Consider the following 15,184-nt stretch of genomic DNA (forward strand, 5'->3'; position numbering starts at 1 on the left):
CCCTACAGATGCTTGTAGACCTCGTCCAGCCCGATGCCGCGCGCCAGCATCAGCACCTGCACGTGGTAGAGCAGCTGGGAGATCTCCTCCGCGGCCCGCTCCCTGCCCTCGTGCTCGGCCGCCATCCAGCTCTCGGCGGCCTCCTCGACGACCTTCTTGCCGATGGCATGGACGCCTGCGTCGAGCGCGGCCACGGTGCCCGAGCCCTCGGGCCGGGTGCGCGCCTTCTCTGACAGCTCGGCGAACAGCTCTTCGAAGGTCTTCATGGTCTCTCTCGACGGTCGGCCGGGTGTGCCCGTCTAGCCTAGCGGCCTCCGGAGACGGGCGAGGCGGGCGGTCCGGCAGGCGAGACGACCTCGTTGACACACCGCAGCACGGGTGCGCTGGTCAGGGCGCGCTCGTCGAGGTCGACGGCCGATCTGACGGTGAACGTGACACTCTGTCCCGGCAGCAGCGTCACGAGCTGGTCGTCGACCTCGGCGGCCGGGTCCAGCCGGTCGGGGAAGAGCGCCAGATCGCGTACCAGCGTGTGCGCCAGCACCCGAACGCGGGTGATCCCCGGGCCCGGCCTGCTCACCTCGGCGTCGAAACGCGCCCGCCCGAGCTCCAGGTCCCGGTCCACGGCGAAGAACCACAGCGCCGCCGCCGGGCCGTCACCCGCCTCCGGATCGACGATCGCCAGCACCTCGCGGCACGGCTCCCCCGCGACGGCCACGTCGCCGAGCGGTGTCGTCACCGCGCCGCGCGGCGGCACCGTCAGGGTGAGCTCGCGCGTCGCCAGCACCCGCCCGCCGAACTCCTGACGCACCGCGCGCACCGAGACCTCCCAGGCCAGCGCGCTGTCGTTGACCGCCACCAGCGCCGGTGCGCCGTCCCTCGGCTGCACGGTCAGCAGCCGGTCGGCATGGGCACGGCGCAGCGCGTGGAACATCGGCTTGCGCCTGCCCGCCCCGTCGACCGCCGCCCACGAGGTGACGGGCCAGCAGTCGTTGAGCTGCCACACCACCCCACCTGCGCAGTGCGGCCACAGCGAACGGAAGTGCTCGACGCCGAGCCCGATGGCCCTGGCCTGGTTGACCTGGGTCAGATACAGCCAGTCGTCGAACGTGTGCGGCTCGGGGAAGTGCGCCAGCAGGCCCGCGGTGAGCTTGGCCTGTCCCCTGTCGGCCTTCTGGTGGTGCAGCATGCCGGGCGAGTCCGGGGCGAGCGGCTCGTCGGACAGGGCCGCCCTGAGCGTGGCGTACGCGGGAGGCGCCTGGTAACCGAACTCGGCGACGAACCTGGGCCGGTAGTCGCGGTAGGCGGTGTAGTCGCGTTCGTTCCACACATCCCAGATGTGGCAGCTGTTGACCGCCGGGTCGTTCGGGTGGCGCTCCATCGAGCCGGAGTACGGGCTGCCCGGCCAGTACGGCCGCGTGGGGTCGAGCTCGGCGCACACGCGGGGCAGCAGGCCGAGATAGAAGCCCTCACCCCAGGTACGGCCCGCGAGGGGCTCACGCCACTGCCAGTCGAAGTAGCCCCAGATGTTCTCGTTGTTGCCGCACCACAGCACCAGGCTGGGATGCGGGGCCAGCCGGGTCAGCGCCTCGCGCGCCTCCGCCTCGACCTCGGCGGCGAACGGCTCCTCCTCCGGGTAGGCGGCGCAGGCGAACAGGAAGTCCTGCCAGACCATCAGGCCGAGCTCGTCGCACAGGTCGTAGAAGTCGTCGCTCTCGTAGATGCCGCCGCCCCACACCCTGACCAGGTTCGCGCCCGCCTCGACGGCCTCGCCGAGCGCCCTGGCGTAGTCGGCCCGGCCGAGCGTGCCGGGGAAGCAGTCGGCCGGGATCCAGTTGACGCCCTTGGCGTACAGCGGCATGCCGTTGACGACCAGGGTGAACGCCCCTTCGGCGGTGTCGAGCCGCACCGACCTGAACCCGACGCGCCCACGCCACTCAGCCGCCTCGCCCGCTCGCACCACCACGTCGTACAGCGGCTGCTCGCCGTAGCCGAGTGGCCACCATAGCTCCGGGTCGCGCACCTCGGCCGTCAGGACCGCCGACGTGCGGCCGGGCGGCACGAGCGCGCTCACCCGCACGCCCGCGACCTCGGCCGAGACCTCGGTGGCGGTCGCGCCGTCCGCCCACTCCAGCTCAACGTGCGCCTCCACGCGCGCGCCGCCGTCCAGCGTCACCAGCGGCCGTACCGAGGCGATCCGGACGCCGCTCCACTCGTGCAGGCCGATCGGCCGCCAGATCCCGGCCGTCACCAGCGTCGGCCCCCAGTCCCAGCCGAAGTTGCAGGCCATCTTCCTGATCATGTTGTACGGCTCCGCATACGCGCCTGGCCTGGCGCCGAGCCGTTCGATCATGTCCTCGGTGTAGTCGTAGGCCGAGTCGAACGTCACGGCCAGCCGGTTGTGGCCCGGCCTCAGCGCCTCACGGACGTCGAAGCGGTAGGACCTGTGCATATTGGCCGTCGCGCCGACCACGACGCCGTTGAGCTCCACGCTCGCCACGGTGTCCAGCCCCTCGCACACCAGGTCGGCCCGCGTGTGCTCGCCCGGCGTCCAGGTGAAGGCCGTCTCGTAGCGCCAGGTCGTCCTGCCGATCCAGGCCAGGTGCGTCTCGTTGTCGTCGCGGTAGGGGTCGGGGATGAGGCCGGCCGTACGCAGGGCGGTGTGTGCGACTCCCGGGACGGCGGCGGGTGCGCTCAGTCCGGCGTGGGGTCCGGAGACGGCGGTCAGGGTCCAGGAATCGTGCAACAGTCGCATGGTCGCCCATTAAACCCAAACATCACATAAGCCCACAGCCCGCCCTCCCCTGGTAGGGAGCCGGACGGGCTGTGGGCATCGTTGCCAAAGCCCACAGCCCGCCCTCCCACCGGTAGAGAGCCGGACGGGCTGTGGGCATCGTTGCGCAAAGCACACAGCCCGCCCTACTCCCAGGAGGGAGCGGGACGGGCTGTGGTCATCGTTCAACGGCCGGGCGGGTCCGGCCTGGGATCAGCGGCCGAAGCGGCGTGCGGCGTTGCCACGGTCGGAGCGGAAGCCGCCGCCGGTGCCGGTGCCGCGGTCGGCCGAGAACGGACGGCCGCGGTCGCCGCCGCGCTCACCCTGGAAACCGCCGCGAGCGCCACGGTCGCCGGTGCGCGGCGCGCGGTCGTCGCCGAACGTACGGGGGGCGCGGTCGTCGCGGAAGCCTCGGTCGGCCGAGAAGGGACGGCCTCGGTCGTCGCCACGGGTGTCGGCACGGGTGTCGGCACGGGTGTCGGTGCGGTTGTCGGAGCGGAAGCCGCCACGGTCGCCGCCGCCCTGGTAGCCGCCACGGCTGCCGCGGTCGTCGCGGACGCCGGTGCGCGGGCCCCTGTCGTCGCCGAACGCACGCGGGGCGCGCTCGCCACGGTAGCCGCCGCCGGTGGCGGGCCGCTCGGCGCCGCCCTGGTAGCCGCCACGACCGCCACGGTCGTCACGGGCTCCGGTGCGCGGCGCGCGGTCGTCGCCGAACGGACGGTCCTCGCGGGGCGGGCCCGCGTGGAAGCGGCGGGGGCCGCGGTCCTCACCGTCGTGACGGCGCGGACGGCGGTCCTCACCCTCGAACTCACGGCGCGGACGACGCGGGCGACGCTCGCCGCCACCGGCGTGGTTGTCGCGGCGCGGGCGCAGCGGCTTGCGGGTGTCGGGCTCCCACACCGGGACCGGCTCGCCGCTCGGTACACGGGCGCCCGCGACCTCGGCCAGACGGGGGTGACCCGGCGTGGCCTTGAGGCGGAACGGCTGGATACCGGCGCGACGGGTCAGGGCGTCGGTGGAGCGGCGCTCGTTCGGCAGCACGAGCGTCATGACCGTGCCCTTCTCGCCGGCGCGTGCGGTGCGGCCACCGCGGTGCAGGTAGCTCTTGTGGTCCTGCGGCGGGTCGACGTGCAGCACGAGGCTGATGTTGTCGACGTGGATGCCGCGGGCCGCGACGTCGGTGCAGACCAGGACGTCGACCTGGCCCTCCTTGAACTCCGCCAGGATGCGCGTGCGCTGGTTCTGGCGCTTGCCGCCGTGCAGGCCGCCGGACTTGATGCCGACCCTGGCCAGCTGCTTGCACAGCCGGTCGACACCATGCTGCGTACGGCAGAAGATGATCGTCCTGCCCTCGCGGTTGGCGATCTCGGCGGTGATGTCGAACTTGTCGTCACGGGTCACCTGGACGACGTGGTGCTCCATGGTGTCGACCGGCGAGGTGGCCGGGGCGATGGAGTGCGTGATCGGGTCCTTGAGGAAGCGGCGCACCAGCTTGTCGACGTCGCCGTCGAGCGTGGCCGAGAACAGCAGGCGCTGGCCCGACTCGGGCGTCTGGGCGAGCAGTTCGGTCACGACCGGGAAGAAGCCGAGGTCGCACATGTGGTCGGCCTCGTCCAGGACGGTCACCTCGACCTCCGACAGCGAGCACTCGCCCTGCCGGATGAGGTCGCCGAGACGGCCGGGAGTGGCGATGATCACATCGACGCCGCGGCGCAGCGCCTCCACCTGCTTGCCCATGGACATACCGCCCACGACGACCTTCATGCGCAGCGACAGCCCACGGCCGAGCGGCTCAAGGGCGTCGTGCACCTGCAGGGCGAGCTCACGGGTGGGCACGAGGATGACGGCGCGGGGGTGTCCGGGCCTGGGACGGGTGCCGGAGATACGGGCCATGGTGGGCAGGCCGAACGCGAGCGTCTTGCCCGAGCCGGTCTGACCGCGTCCGAGCACGTCGTGACCAGCGAGCACATCGGGAATGGTCGCCTGCTGGATGGGGAACGGGCTGTCGATGCCCTGCCGCGAGAGTCCGGTCACAAGCGGCTTCGGCAGGCCGAGCAGCTCGAACTCGGACAGGCCGCTCACGGGAGCGATCTCGTCGGCGGTTTCGGGCATGGCAGCGTCAAGCATGGTCACGAAGTCGTGCCTTTCAGTCGAAGTGGCGCGTCACTTCTGCGAAAAGGACGAGCCGGGGTGTACGGCGACATGCCGTACCGGTGAACGTTCCACGCGAGAGACCGGGAGGATCCGCGGCTGGCAGCCGGGGTTTCCTCCGCAGGGGGCCGCGGGGTTCCGCGGATAGGCCGCGGTGGGGTGGGGACGGCATCCTCCCGCCGGAGGATCTCACCAGAGATTCTCCCGATGGAGGGCCATCGACGCGCACCCAGGTGCCGGCCGCAGGCGGCTACGCATATGACTGCGTCAGGTGCACTTGGTGCCAACGCGCGGAAAGCTACGCCGTATTCCCGCGAACGACCCGGACTTTCCGGAGCGTGGCACGCTGAAGCGGCTGGCACCGAGGTGCCAGCCAGACAGGCAGTCTGAAATGATCAGACATTGAATCCTAGCATACGCAACTGGTCGCGGCCCTCATCACTGATCTTGTCGGGGCCCCACGGCGGCAGCCAGACCCAGTTGATCTTCACAGCGGAGACCATGCCGTCCAGGGCCGAGTTGGCCTGGTCCTCGATGACGTCGGTCAGCGGACAGGCCGCGCTCGTCAGCGTCATGTCGATGGTCGCGATCGGCCTGCCGCCCTCCTCACCCGGGTCGAGGTTGACACCGTAGATGAGGCCGAGGTCGACGACATTGATCCCGAGCTCGGGGTCGACGACGTCCTTGAGCGCCTCCATGACCTCGTCGAGGTTGGTGTCGCCGTCGTATCCGACGGTGGGGGTCTCTACCGGCTTGCTCATGCGCCCGCGCTCCTCACAACAGCGTCCTTGTAGGCCATCCACGACAGCAGGGCGCACTTGACCCGCGCGGGGAACTTGGCCACCCCGGCGAACGCCACCGCGTCGCCGAGCACCTCCTCGTCGGCCTCGACCTGTCCCCTGCCCTGCATCAGGCGGGTGAACTCCTCGACCACCGACAGGCTCTCCTCGACCGACGAGCCCGTGGTCAGCTCGTGCAGCACCGAGGCCGCGGCCTGGCTGATCGAACAGCCCTGGCCGTCGTAGGAGACATCCTCGATCTTGCCACCGTCGCCGAGCTTGACGCGCAGCGTGATCTCGTCGCCGCAGGTCGGGTTCACGTGGTGGACCTCGGCGTCGTAGGGGTCACGCAGCCCCCGGCCCTGCGGATGCTTGTAGTGCTCCAGGATCAGCTCCTGGTACATCGACTCGGCGATCATGGCTAGGCGAACACCTTCTTGACGTGGTGGAGGCCGCGCACCAGTGCGTCGATCTCGTCCGTGGTGTTGTACAGGTAGAACGACGCCCGCGTGGTCGCGGGTATTCCGAACCTCAGATGCAGCGGCCTGGCGCAGTGATGCCCGACACGTACGGCGACGCCGAACCGGTCGTCCAGGATCTGCCCCACGTCGTGCGGATGAATCCCGGCCAGGGTGAACGACACCGTGCCACCGCGCTCCTGCAGCGACTCGGGCCCGATCACCTTCAGCCCCTCGATCTCACGCAGGGCGTCGAGCGCGTAGGCGGTCAGCGTGCGCTCGTGCGCCTCGATCGCGTCCATCCCGATGCCGCTGAGGTAGTCGGCCGCCGCGCCGAGCCCGATGGCCTCGACGATCGGCGGCGTGCCCGCCTCGAACTTGTGCGGCACCGGCGCGAACGTCGAGTGGTCCATCCAGACCGCCTCGATCATCTCGCCACCGCCGAGGAAGGGCGGCATGGCGTCGAGCAGCTCGCGCCTGCCCCACAGCACGCCGATCCCCGAGGGCCCGACCATCTTGTGCCCGGTGAAGGCCACGAAGTCCGCGCCGAGCGCGGCGACGTCGACCGGGTGGTGCGGCACCGACTGCGAGGCGTCCAGCGCCAGCAGCGCCCCGGCCTCACGCACCCTGGCCAGCACCTGGGCGACCGGGTTGACGGTGCCGAGCACGTTGGACTGGTGCGCGATCGACACGATCTTCGTGCGCTCGGTGACGAGGTCGTCGAGACCGGACAGGTCGAGCCTGCCCTCGTCGGTCACCGGGAACCAGCGCAGCGTCGCCCCCGTGCGCTGGGCCAGCAGCTGCCACGGCACGATGTTGGAGTGGTGCTCCATCTCGGAGATGACGATCTCATCGCCCGGACCCATGCGGAAGCGCGGGTCGTCGTTGAGCGGGTTGCCGAAGGAGTAGGCCAGGAGGTTGAGCGCCTCCGAGGCGTTCTTCGTGAAGATCACCTCATCGCGCGACGGCGCGCCGACGAAGGCCGCGATCGTGTCACGCGCCCGCTCGTAGGCCTCGGTCGACTCCGCGCCCAGCGCGTGCATCGCCCTGCCGACATTGCTGTAGTGCAGGGCGAGGTGATCGCGCATGACGTCGATGACCTGCGTCGGCTTCTGTGAGGAGTTGCCCGAGTCGAGATAGACCAGCGGCCTGCCGCCGGGCAGCTCGCGGGACAGGATCGGGAAGTCCTTCCTGATCCTGTCCACGTCAAAGCTGGGGATGCTCATCAGGCGGAGGCCTTCACGTACTGCTCGTAGCCCTCGGCCTCCAGCTTGTCGGCCAGCTCGGGGCCGCCCTGCTCGACGATGCGCCCGCCGGAGAAGACGTGCACGAAGTCGGGCTTCACGTAGCGCAGGATCCGCGTGTAGTGCGTGATCAGCAGGACGCCGGTCTCGCCGCCCGCGCGGAAGCGGTTGATGCCTTCGGAGACCACGCGCAGGGCGTCGACGTCGAGGCCGGAGTCGGTCTCGTCGAGCACTGCGATCTTCGGCTTGAGCAGCTCCAGCTGGAGGATCTCGTGGCGCTTCTTCTCGCCGCCGGAGAAGCCCTCGTTGAGGTTGCGCTGGGCGAAGGCCGCGTCGATGGACAGCGCGTCCATGCCGCTCTTGAGGTCCTTGGCGAACACGCGCAGCTTGGGCGCCTCGCCGCTCATGGCGGTGACGGCCGAGCGCAGGAAGTTGGAGACGCTGACGCCCGGCACCTCGACGGGGTACTGCATGGCCAGGAACAGTCCGGCGCGCGCACGCTCGTCGACGGTCAGCTCCAGCAGGTCGACGCCGTCGAGCAGCACCTCACCGCCGGTGATGGTGTACTTCGGGTGACCGGCGATCGCATAGGCGAGGGTGGACTTGCCCGAGCCGTTGGGGCCCATGATGGCGTGGGTCTCGCCCGCCTTCACGGTCAGGTTGACGCCGCGCAGGATTTCCTTGTCCTCGACGGCGACCTTCAGGTCACGAATCTCAAGGGTGGACATGTGTTATGACTCCTTCGAGAGCGAGACGAGGACGTCGTCGCCGTCGATCTTGACTCGGTAGACGTTGACTGGCTTGTTGGCCGGCGGCCCCGTGGGCTTGCCGGTGCGCAGGTCGAAGCAGGAGCCGTGCAGCCAGCACTCCAGGGCGCCGTCGTAGACCTCGCCCTCGCTCAGCTTCACCTCGGCGTGCGAGCACACGTCGTGCAGGGCGAACACCTCACCGCCCTTGCGGACGAGCGCCACCGGCGTCTCGCCCACCTCCACGCCGATGACACCCTCGTCCGGGATGTCCTCGACCTTGCATACGATCTCGTAGCTCATCGCGCCAGCTCCGCCTCCACGGCGGTGAGCACGCGCTCACGGATCTCCTCGACCTCGATCTTCTCGATCAGCTGGGCGAAGAAGCCCCTGATCACCAGGCGCCTGGCCTCCTCGTGCGGGATGCCGCGCGCCTGCAGGTAGAACAGGTGCTCGTCGTCGAGCCTGCCGGAGGTGGAGGCGTGTCCCGCTCCGGCGACCTCGCCGGTGAGGATCTCCAGGTTCGGCACCGAGTCGGCGCGTGCGCCGTCGGTCAGCAGCAGGTTGCGGTTGAGCTCGTAGGTGTCGGTGCCCTCGGCCGCGACCCTGATGATGACGTCGCCGATCCACACCGCGTGCGCGTCGGCGCCCTGCAGCGCGCCGCGGTAGTCGACGCGGCTCCTGCAGACGGGCGTGGAGTGGTCGACCAGCAGGCGGTGCTCGATGTGCTGGCCGGCGTCGGCGAAGTAGACGCCGGACAGCTCGGCGTCGCCGCCGGGGCCGGTGTAGCTGACGCTCGGCGAAAGACGCACCAGGTCGCCGCCCAGGGTGACGACGAAGCTGCGGAAGGTGGCGTCCTTGGCGAGCTGGGCGTGGTGGTGCGAGACGTGGACGGCGTCGGCCGCCCAGTCCTGCAGCGACACGACCTTGAGCGTGGCGCCCTCGCCGACGACGAACTCGATGTTGTCGGCGTAGACGGCACTGCCCACGTGCTCGATCACGACCGTGGCGGTGGCCAGCGGCTCCACCTTGATCACGACATGGCCGTACGCGACGCCCTCGCCGGTGCCGCGCAGGGTCAGCACGGTGGCCTTGCTCGCGACGCTCTCCTTGGGGAAGGTCACGACGGTGGCCTTCTCGAAGGAGTTGTAGGCCTGCGCGCTGATCCGGTCGCCCGGCACGTAGGAACGGCCGATGCGGGAGTCGTCGCGGCCGACGGTCTCCACCGAGGCCTCGGGCGTGGCGTCGATCTCGACCACGACGCTGCCCGACGCGGCGGCGGTGCCGTTGTGCAGGCCCTTCAGGCGGCTGAGCGGCGTGAAGCGCCACTCCTCCTCGCGTCCGCTCGGCACGGTGAAGTCGTCGACGTTGTAGGACGACTTCTCGTGCAGAGTCGACAGGGGCTTCTCGTTCAGGCCCATCAGCCGACGGCCCCTTCCATCTGCAGCTCGATCAGGCGGTTCAGCTCAAGGGCGTATTCCATCGGCAGCTCGCGCGCGATCGGCTCGACGAAGCCGCGCACGATCATGGCCATGGCCTCGTCCTCGCCCATGCCCCTGCTCATCAGGTAGAAGAGCTGGTCGTCGCTGACCTTGGAGACCGTGGCCTCGTGGCCCATCGACACGTCGTCCTCGCGGACGTCGACATAGGGGTAGGTGTCGGAGCGGCTGATCTGGTCGACGAGCAGCGCGTCGCACTTGACCGTGCTGGCGCTGCCGTAGGCGCCCTCCTCGATCTGCACGAGACCGCGGTAGGAGGTGCGGCCGCCGCCGCGCGCCACCGACTTGGAGATGACGCTCGAGCTGGTGTGCGGGGCGAGGTGCACCATCTTGGCGCCCGCGTCCTGGTGCTGGCCCTCGCCCGCGAAGGCGACGCTCAGCGTCTCACCCTTGGCGTGCTCGCCCATGAGGTAGACGGCGGGGTACTTCATCGTGACCTTGGAGCCGATGTTGCCGTCGATCCACTCCATGGTCGCGCCCTCGTAGGCGACGGCGCGCTTGGTGACCAGGTTGTAGACGTTGTTCGACCAGTTCTGGATGGTCGTGTAGCGACAGCGGGCGCCCTTCTTCACGATGATCTCGACGACCGCGCTGTGCAGGGAGTCGCTGCTGTAGATCGGGGCGGTGCAGCCCTCGACGTAGTGCACGTAGCTGTTCTCGTCGACGATGATCAGCGTGCGCTCGAACTGGCCCATGTTCTCGGTGTTGATCCGGAAGTAGGCCTGCAGCGGGATCTCGACGTTGACGTTCGGCGGCACGTAGATGAAGGAGCCGCCCGACCAGGTCGCGGTGTTGAGCGCGGCGAACTTGTTGTCGCCGACCGGGATCACCGAGCCGAAGTACTCCTTGAAGAGCTCCTCGTGCTCGCGCAGGCCGGTGTCGGTGTCGACGAAGATGACACCCTTCTCCTCAAGGTCCTCGCGGATCTTGTGATAAACGACCTCGGACTCGTACTGCGCGGCGACGCCGGCGATGAGGCGCTGCTTCTCCGCCTCGGGGATGCCGAGCCTGTCGTAGGTGTTCTTGATGTCCTCGGGCAGCTCTTCCCAGGAGGTGGCCTGCTTCTCCGTCGAGCGCACGAAGTACTTGATGTTGTCGAAGTCGATGCCGCCGAGGTCAGAGCCCCAGGTGGGCATGGGCTTCTTGCCGAAGAGGCGAAGGCCCTTCAGACGCAGGTCGAGCATCCACTCCGGCTCGTTCTTGAGCGCGGAGATGTTGCGGACGACCTCCTCGGACAGACCTCGCTTGGCGAGGGCGCCCGCGGCGTCCGAGTCGGCCCAGCCGAACTTGTAGTTTCCGAGGCCTTCCAGCTCCGGGCGGTCGGTGACAGTCACCTTCCGGTCTCCTTGCTCTTGTCCATATGTACGGCGGGCCTGGCCGTGGCGGGGCCCAGCGCGTGCGGGCTGACATGTGTGGTGCAGACCCCGTCGCCGTGGGCGATCGTGGCCAGGCGTTGCACCGGCGTGCCGAGCAGGTGCCCGAACGCCTCGGTCTCGGCCTCGCACAGCTGCGGGAACTCCGCGGCCACGTGCGCCACCGGACAGTGGTGCTGGCAGAGCTGGTCTCCGCCCGATTTCGCCTTGCTCGCCGACGCGGCGTAGCCCTCGACGGAGAGCGCCTCGGCCAGCAGGCGCACCCGCTGGTCGGCGGGCGCGGCCTGCATCAGCGGCGAAAGCCGCTCGACCAGGCCGGCGACCTGCGATCGGGCGAACTGTGCGACGGCCTGCTCGCCCATGTGCTCGGCCAGGAAGCGCAGCGCGCTGCCTGCCAGGCCGTCGTAGGCGTGCTCGAAGGCACTGCGCCCCGCGTCGGTGATCGCGAAAAGCTTGGCGGGCCTGCCTCTCCCGCGCTGGCCGCGCGGTCGCGCCGTGCGGATGTCGATCATCCCCTCGGCGAGCAGCGCGTCGAGATGACGGCGCACGGCCGCGGGGGTGAGCCCGAGCCGCTCGCCGAGTGCTCCCGCCGCGACGGGACCGTGCTCAAGGATGAGCCGGGCCACGCGTGCGCGTGTCCCGCGCTCCGCGCCGGCCTCGGCGTTCATCCCGCTCACGCTTTTCACAACATCAGTGTGCCGTAATTCCTTCCCCGATCTCAAACCAACCGAGATGCAATTTCTCACGCAGGCAAGCCTTACCTAACCTGCGAAAACCCGCTTTTCACGCAAAAGGGAAAACGTGAGGACAGAGCCGATCGTGAGCACCAGCATCACCAGGGCCATCGGCGCCGCCGTACCCGATCCGCCGAGTCCCACCAGTGGGGCGGCCAGTGCGCCGAGTGCGAACTGCAGGACGCCGAGCAGAGCCGAGGCGCTGCCCGCGACCTGCGGCGGCTGACCGGCGAGCGCGAGCGCGCCGGTGCCGGGAAGGGCCAGGCCGGCGCCGCACATGAGGACGAACAGCGAGGCGACCACCGCGGCCAGCCCGCCGACGCCGGTCAGCGCCACCGCGGCCAGCAGCGCCGCCCCGCCCAGGCTGACGACGAGGCCGACGAGCACGAGCCTGCCGGGGTCGACCCGCCCGGACAGCCTGCCGCCGATCTGCGCCATCGCGGTCAGCCCCAGCGCGTTCAGCCCGAACACCAGCGAGAACTGCTGCGGCGTGGCCGCGTAGACCTCCTGCAGCACGAACGGCGAGCCCGAGATGTAGGCGAACATCCCGGCGAAGCCGAGCCCGCCCGTCAGCGCGGGCGCCATGAAGGAGCGGTCGCGCAGCAACTGCCAGAACGTGCGCAGCGTGTGCTTCAGCCCGCCACGCTCACGCCTGTCGGCGGGCAGCGTCTCGCGCACGCCGGGCAGCACGGCCAGGAGCAGCAGCAGACCGGCCACGCTCAGCACCACGAACACGCCGCGCCAGGTGGTGAACTCCAGCACCTGGGCGCCCATGATCGGCGCGAGGATCGGGGCCAGGCCGCTGACCAGCATGAGGGTGGCGAAGATACGCGCGATGGCGGCCCCGTCGTACAGGTCGCGCACGACCGCGCGGACGATGACGAGGGCGGCGCCGCCGGTGAGGCCCTGCAGCAGCCGCAGGGCGACGAGCGCGCCGACCGAGGGCGCGAACGCGCACAGCAACGACGACAGCGCATAACCGGCCACGCCGATCAGCAGCGGCGTCCTGCGCCCGCGCATGTCGCTCAGCGGGCCCGCGACCACCTGGCCGACCGCCATGCCGACCAGGCAGGCGGTCAGGGTGAGCTGCATCTGGGCCGGGCCCGTCATCATCTCGCCGGTGATGGCGGGAAGCGCGGGAAGGTACATGTCGATGGACAGCGGGCCGATCGCCGACAACGCCCCGAGGATCAGCAGGAGCAGTCCCCTGCGCTCACTCGTGCTCTGCTTGTCGGCCTTCGCGGCTACGGCCACGGACATGCCAAACCCCTCTCCCTCGCAGGTGTGCGGACCCACGAGGGGCGAGGGATCAAACCCGAATCGGTTTCACTTCATTCCCACAACTCACGAAAATTCCCCCGGTTGTCGGATATTTCACTCGGTCTGGATGAGCTGGATCACGGCGAACGTCGCGCCCTGCGGGTCGATCGCCATGGCCAGCGTGCCGACGGGCGAGTCCAGGCCCGGCACCAGCACGGTCCCGCCGAGCTCGCCGATCCGCGCCACCGTGGCCTCGACGTCCGCCACGGCGAAGTACGTCAACCAGTACGAAGGCACCTCGGCCGGATACTCGGGCCCCATCGGGATCATCCCCGCGACCCGCCCGCCCCCGAGCTCGAACGTCGTGTACGGCAGGCGGCCCGAGGAGTCCACGCTCGGCTCCCAGCCGAACACCGTGCCGTAGAAGTCCAGGGCCGTCTCGGTGTCGCGGGCCTGCAACTCGTTCCACGACAGTGCGACCGGCTCGTTGACCAGTTCGGCGCCCTTGTGCGCGAGGGCCTGCCAGACCTGGAAGAAGGCGCCCTGCGGGTCCCTGGCGATGCTCAGCCAGCCCTCCTCGAACACCTGCATGGTGCCGACGACCGTGCCGCCCGCCTTCTGGATCGCGTCGGCCGTGGCCTGGGCGTCGTCGCTGGCGATCGTGGTGTTCCAGGCCGAGGGCGCGCCCGGGGCCATCTGCGGGCCCACTCCCGCGACCTTCTTGCCCCGGTAGTGGAACTGCCCGTAGCCGCCCGCGTCCGGGCGCGGGTCGACGTGCGCCTCCCAGCCGAACAGTTCGGTGTAGAACGTGATCGACGCGGGCGCGTCCGTGCTGGACAGGTCCACCCAGCACGGAACTCCGGCCGCATAGCCATTGCGCTCCGACACAACATCCTCCTCGTGACACGCTTCCCGGTGGGCCCGCATCGCATCATGGTGTGTGACACAGGCCACATACCACCTAATCATCGACACATGCCCGCATCCTTCGACTTGGCGCTATGTGCCCGAAGGCTTTACCGCCGCGCCATGCGCCGGGACCGCCGCCGAGCACACCGGGAGCGTGAGGCGGCAGGTCGCACACGGGAGCACCCTGGATGGTCCCTAAACTCGTGGCCATGGACTCCCCAGCCGTCGAGGTCGTCGATCTGGTCAAGCGCTACGGCGGCGCCACCGCCGTCGACGGGCTCACCCTCGAAGCCGCCCGTGGCGCCGTGACCGCGATCCTCGGGCCCAACGGCGCGGGCAAGACCTCCACGATCGAGATCTGCGAGGGGTTCCGCCGGGCCGACGCGGGCGCCGTGCGCGTGCTCGGGGCCGATCCCGGTGATCCCGCGCTGCGGGCCAGGGTCGGCGTCATGCTCCAGTCTGGTGGCGTGCCGCCCGCGCTGCGCGCCGGGGACTGGCTGCGCCTGGTCTCCCGCTTCTACGCCAGGCCGCTGCCCGCCGACGCGCTGCTGGCCAGGCTCGGCCTCAGCGAGCACGCCCGCACGCCGTACCGGCGGCTGTCGGGCGGGCAGCAGCAGCGGCTCTCCCTGGCCGCGGCCGTCATCGGGCGGCCCGAACTGGTCTTCCTCGACGAGCCGACGGCCGGGCTCGACCCGCAGGCCAGGCACGCGTGCTGGGAGCTCGTCGGCCAGCTGCGCGACAGCGGCGTGTCCGTAGTCCTCACCACCCACCACATGGACGAGGCCGAACGGCTGGCCGACCAGGTGTTCATCATCGACAGGGGCCGCGTGGTGTCCGAGGGCAGCCCGGCCGTCCTCACCGGCGCCGAACGCCAGCTCCGCTTCCGGGCCAGGCCGGGTCTCGAGCTCGACGAGCTGCTCACGGCGCTTCCCGCCGGGAGCGCGGCCAAGGAGTCGCCCGCCGGGCACTACATCATCGAGGGGCAGGTCGGGCCCGAGCTGCTGGCCACGGTGACCGCCTGGTGCGCGGCCGAAGGCGTGACGACCGACGACCTGAGCATCGAGCGGCGCACCCTTGAGGACGTGTTCCTCGAGCTGACGGGGCGCGAGCTGCGATGACCACGCCGGGGAGCGGTGCGGCACGCTCGTCCATCGCCTGCTTCGTCTGCCGTGCGCCCTTCGTCCGCCCCGTTTCCGTTGTGTTCTCCCCGATCTGGAGTTCTCTGTGAGCACCGTCCTCGATCTGACGCCCGCGCCCGGGG

14 protein-coding genes are annotated in these 15,184 nt (G+C 70.1%); 1 reads left to right on the plus strand and 13 read right to left on the minus strand.

The genetic code is table 11. The annotated features are described in order from the left end of the window. Positions 1 to 2: 2 nt before the first annotated feature. From ACTWNK_RS27155 to ACTWNK_RS27215, 13 genes are all read right to left on the minus strand, one after another. Complete coding sequence (locus ACTWNK_RS27155) at positions 3 to 266, minus strand: phosphoribosyl-ATP diphosphatase (RefSeq protein ID WP_474307377.1); 264 nt, start codon at positions 264 to 266, stop codon at positions 3 to 5. Between the two features lie 38 nt (positions 267 to 304). Beyond that, positions 305 to 2,752 carry a glycoside hydrolase family 2 protein gene (locus ACTWNK_RS27160; RefSeq protein WP_474307378.1) on the minus strand — a complete coding sequence of 816 codons (2,448 nt, stop codon included), beginning with the start codon at positions 2,750 to 2,752 and terminating at the stop codon, positions 305 to 307. A gap of 231 nt (positions 2,753 to 2,983) precedes the next feature. Beyond that, on the minus strand, positions 2,984 to 4,897 hold the full coding sequence (locus tag ACTWNK_RS27165) for a DEAD/DEAH box helicase (protein ID WP_474310992.1): 1,914 nt from the start codon (positions 4,895 to 4,897) through the stop codon (positions 2,984 to 2,986). A gap of 419 nt (positions 4,898 to 5,316) precedes the next feature. Continuing rightward, entirely contained in the window at positions 5,317 to 5,682 is a 366-nt protein-coding gene (locus tag ACTWNK_RS27170) for a metal-sulfur cluster assembly factor (protein ID WP_474307379.1), read from the minus strand. Then, a complete protein-coding gene (gene sufU / locus ACTWNK_RS27175; RefSeq protein ID WP_474307380.1) occupies positions 5,679 to 6,119 on the minus strand; it encodes a Fe-S cluster assembly sulfur transfer protein SufU in 441 nt (146 codons plus the stop codon). The genes ACTWNK_RS27170 and sufU overlap by 4 nt, the downstream gene beginning before the upstream one ends. 2 nt (positions 6,120 to 6,121) lie before the next feature. After that, positions 6,122 to 7,384, minus strand: a complete 1,263-nt coding sequence (locus ACTWNK_RS27180) for a cysteine desulfurase (RefSeq protein WP_474307381.1) — start codon at positions 7,382 to 7,384, stop codon at positions 6,122 to 6,124. After that, entirely contained in the window at positions 7,384 to 8,130 is a 747-nt protein-coding gene (gene sufC, locus ACTWNK_RS27185) for a Fe-S cluster assembly ATPase SufC (protein ID WP_474307382.1), read from the minus strand. The genes ACTWNK_RS27180 and sufC overlap by 1 nt, the downstream gene beginning before the upstream one ends. Positions 8,131 to 8,133: 3 nt before the next feature. After that, a complete protein-coding gene (locus tag ACTWNK_RS27190; RefSeq protein ID WP_474307383.1) occupies positions 8,134 to 8,451 on the minus strand; it encodes a non-heme iron oxygenase ferredoxin subunit in 318 nt (105 codons plus the stop codon). After that, positions 8,448 to 9,569: a Fe-S cluster assembly protein SufD gene (gene sufD / locus ACTWNK_RS27195; RefSeq protein WP_474307384.1), complete on the minus strand. Its 1,122-nt coding sequence runs from the start codon at positions 9,567 to 9,569 to the stop codon at positions 8,448 to 8,450. The genes ACTWNK_RS27190 and sufD overlap by 4 nt, the downstream gene beginning before the upstream one ends. Beyond that, positions 9,569 to 10,981 (minus strand): Fe-S cluster assembly protein SufB, encoded by a 1,413-nt coding sequence (gene sufB, locus ACTWNK_RS27200; protein ID WP_474307385.1) that lies wholly within the window; start codon positions 10,979 to 10,981, stop codon positions 9,569 to 9,571. The genes sufD and sufB overlap by 1 nt, the downstream gene beginning before the upstream one ends. After that, positions 10,978 to 11,688 carry a helix-turn-helix transcriptional regulator gene (locus ACTWNK_RS27205; RefSeq protein WP_474310993.1) on the minus strand — a complete coding sequence of 237 codons (711 nt, stop codon included), beginning with the start codon at positions 11,686 to 11,688 and terminating at the stop codon, positions 10,978 to 10,980. The genes sufB and ACTWNK_RS27205 overlap by 4 nt, the downstream gene beginning before the upstream one ends. Positions 11,689 to 11,781: 93 nt before the next feature. Continuing rightward, on the minus strand, positions 11,782 to 13,014 hold the full coding sequence (locus tag ACTWNK_RS27210) for a multidrug effflux MFS transporter (protein ID WP_474307386.1): 1,233 nt from the start codon (positions 13,012 to 13,014) through the stop codon (positions 11,782 to 11,784). 114 nt (positions 13,015 to 13,128) lie between these two features. Next, the gene (locus tag ACTWNK_RS27215; protein WP_474307387.1) at positions 13,129 to 13,902 is read right to left on the minus strand and encodes a VOC family protein; all 774 of its coding nucleotides are present in this window, start codon (positions 13,900 to 13,902) and stop codon (positions 13,129 to 13,131) included. Positions 13,903 to 14,132: 230 nt separating this feature from the next. Between ACTWNK_RS27215 and ACTWNK_RS27220 the strand changes: the two genes are divergently transcribed. After that, a complete protein-coding gene (locus ACTWNK_RS27220; protein WP_474307388.1) occupies positions 14,133 to 15,041 on the plus strand; it encodes an ABC transporter ATP-binding protein in 909 nt (302 codons plus the stop codon). The last annotated feature ends 143 nt before the right edge of the window (positions 15,042 to 15,184 follow it).

Source organism: Nonomuraea sp. IBHARD001 (assembly GCF_056106265.1).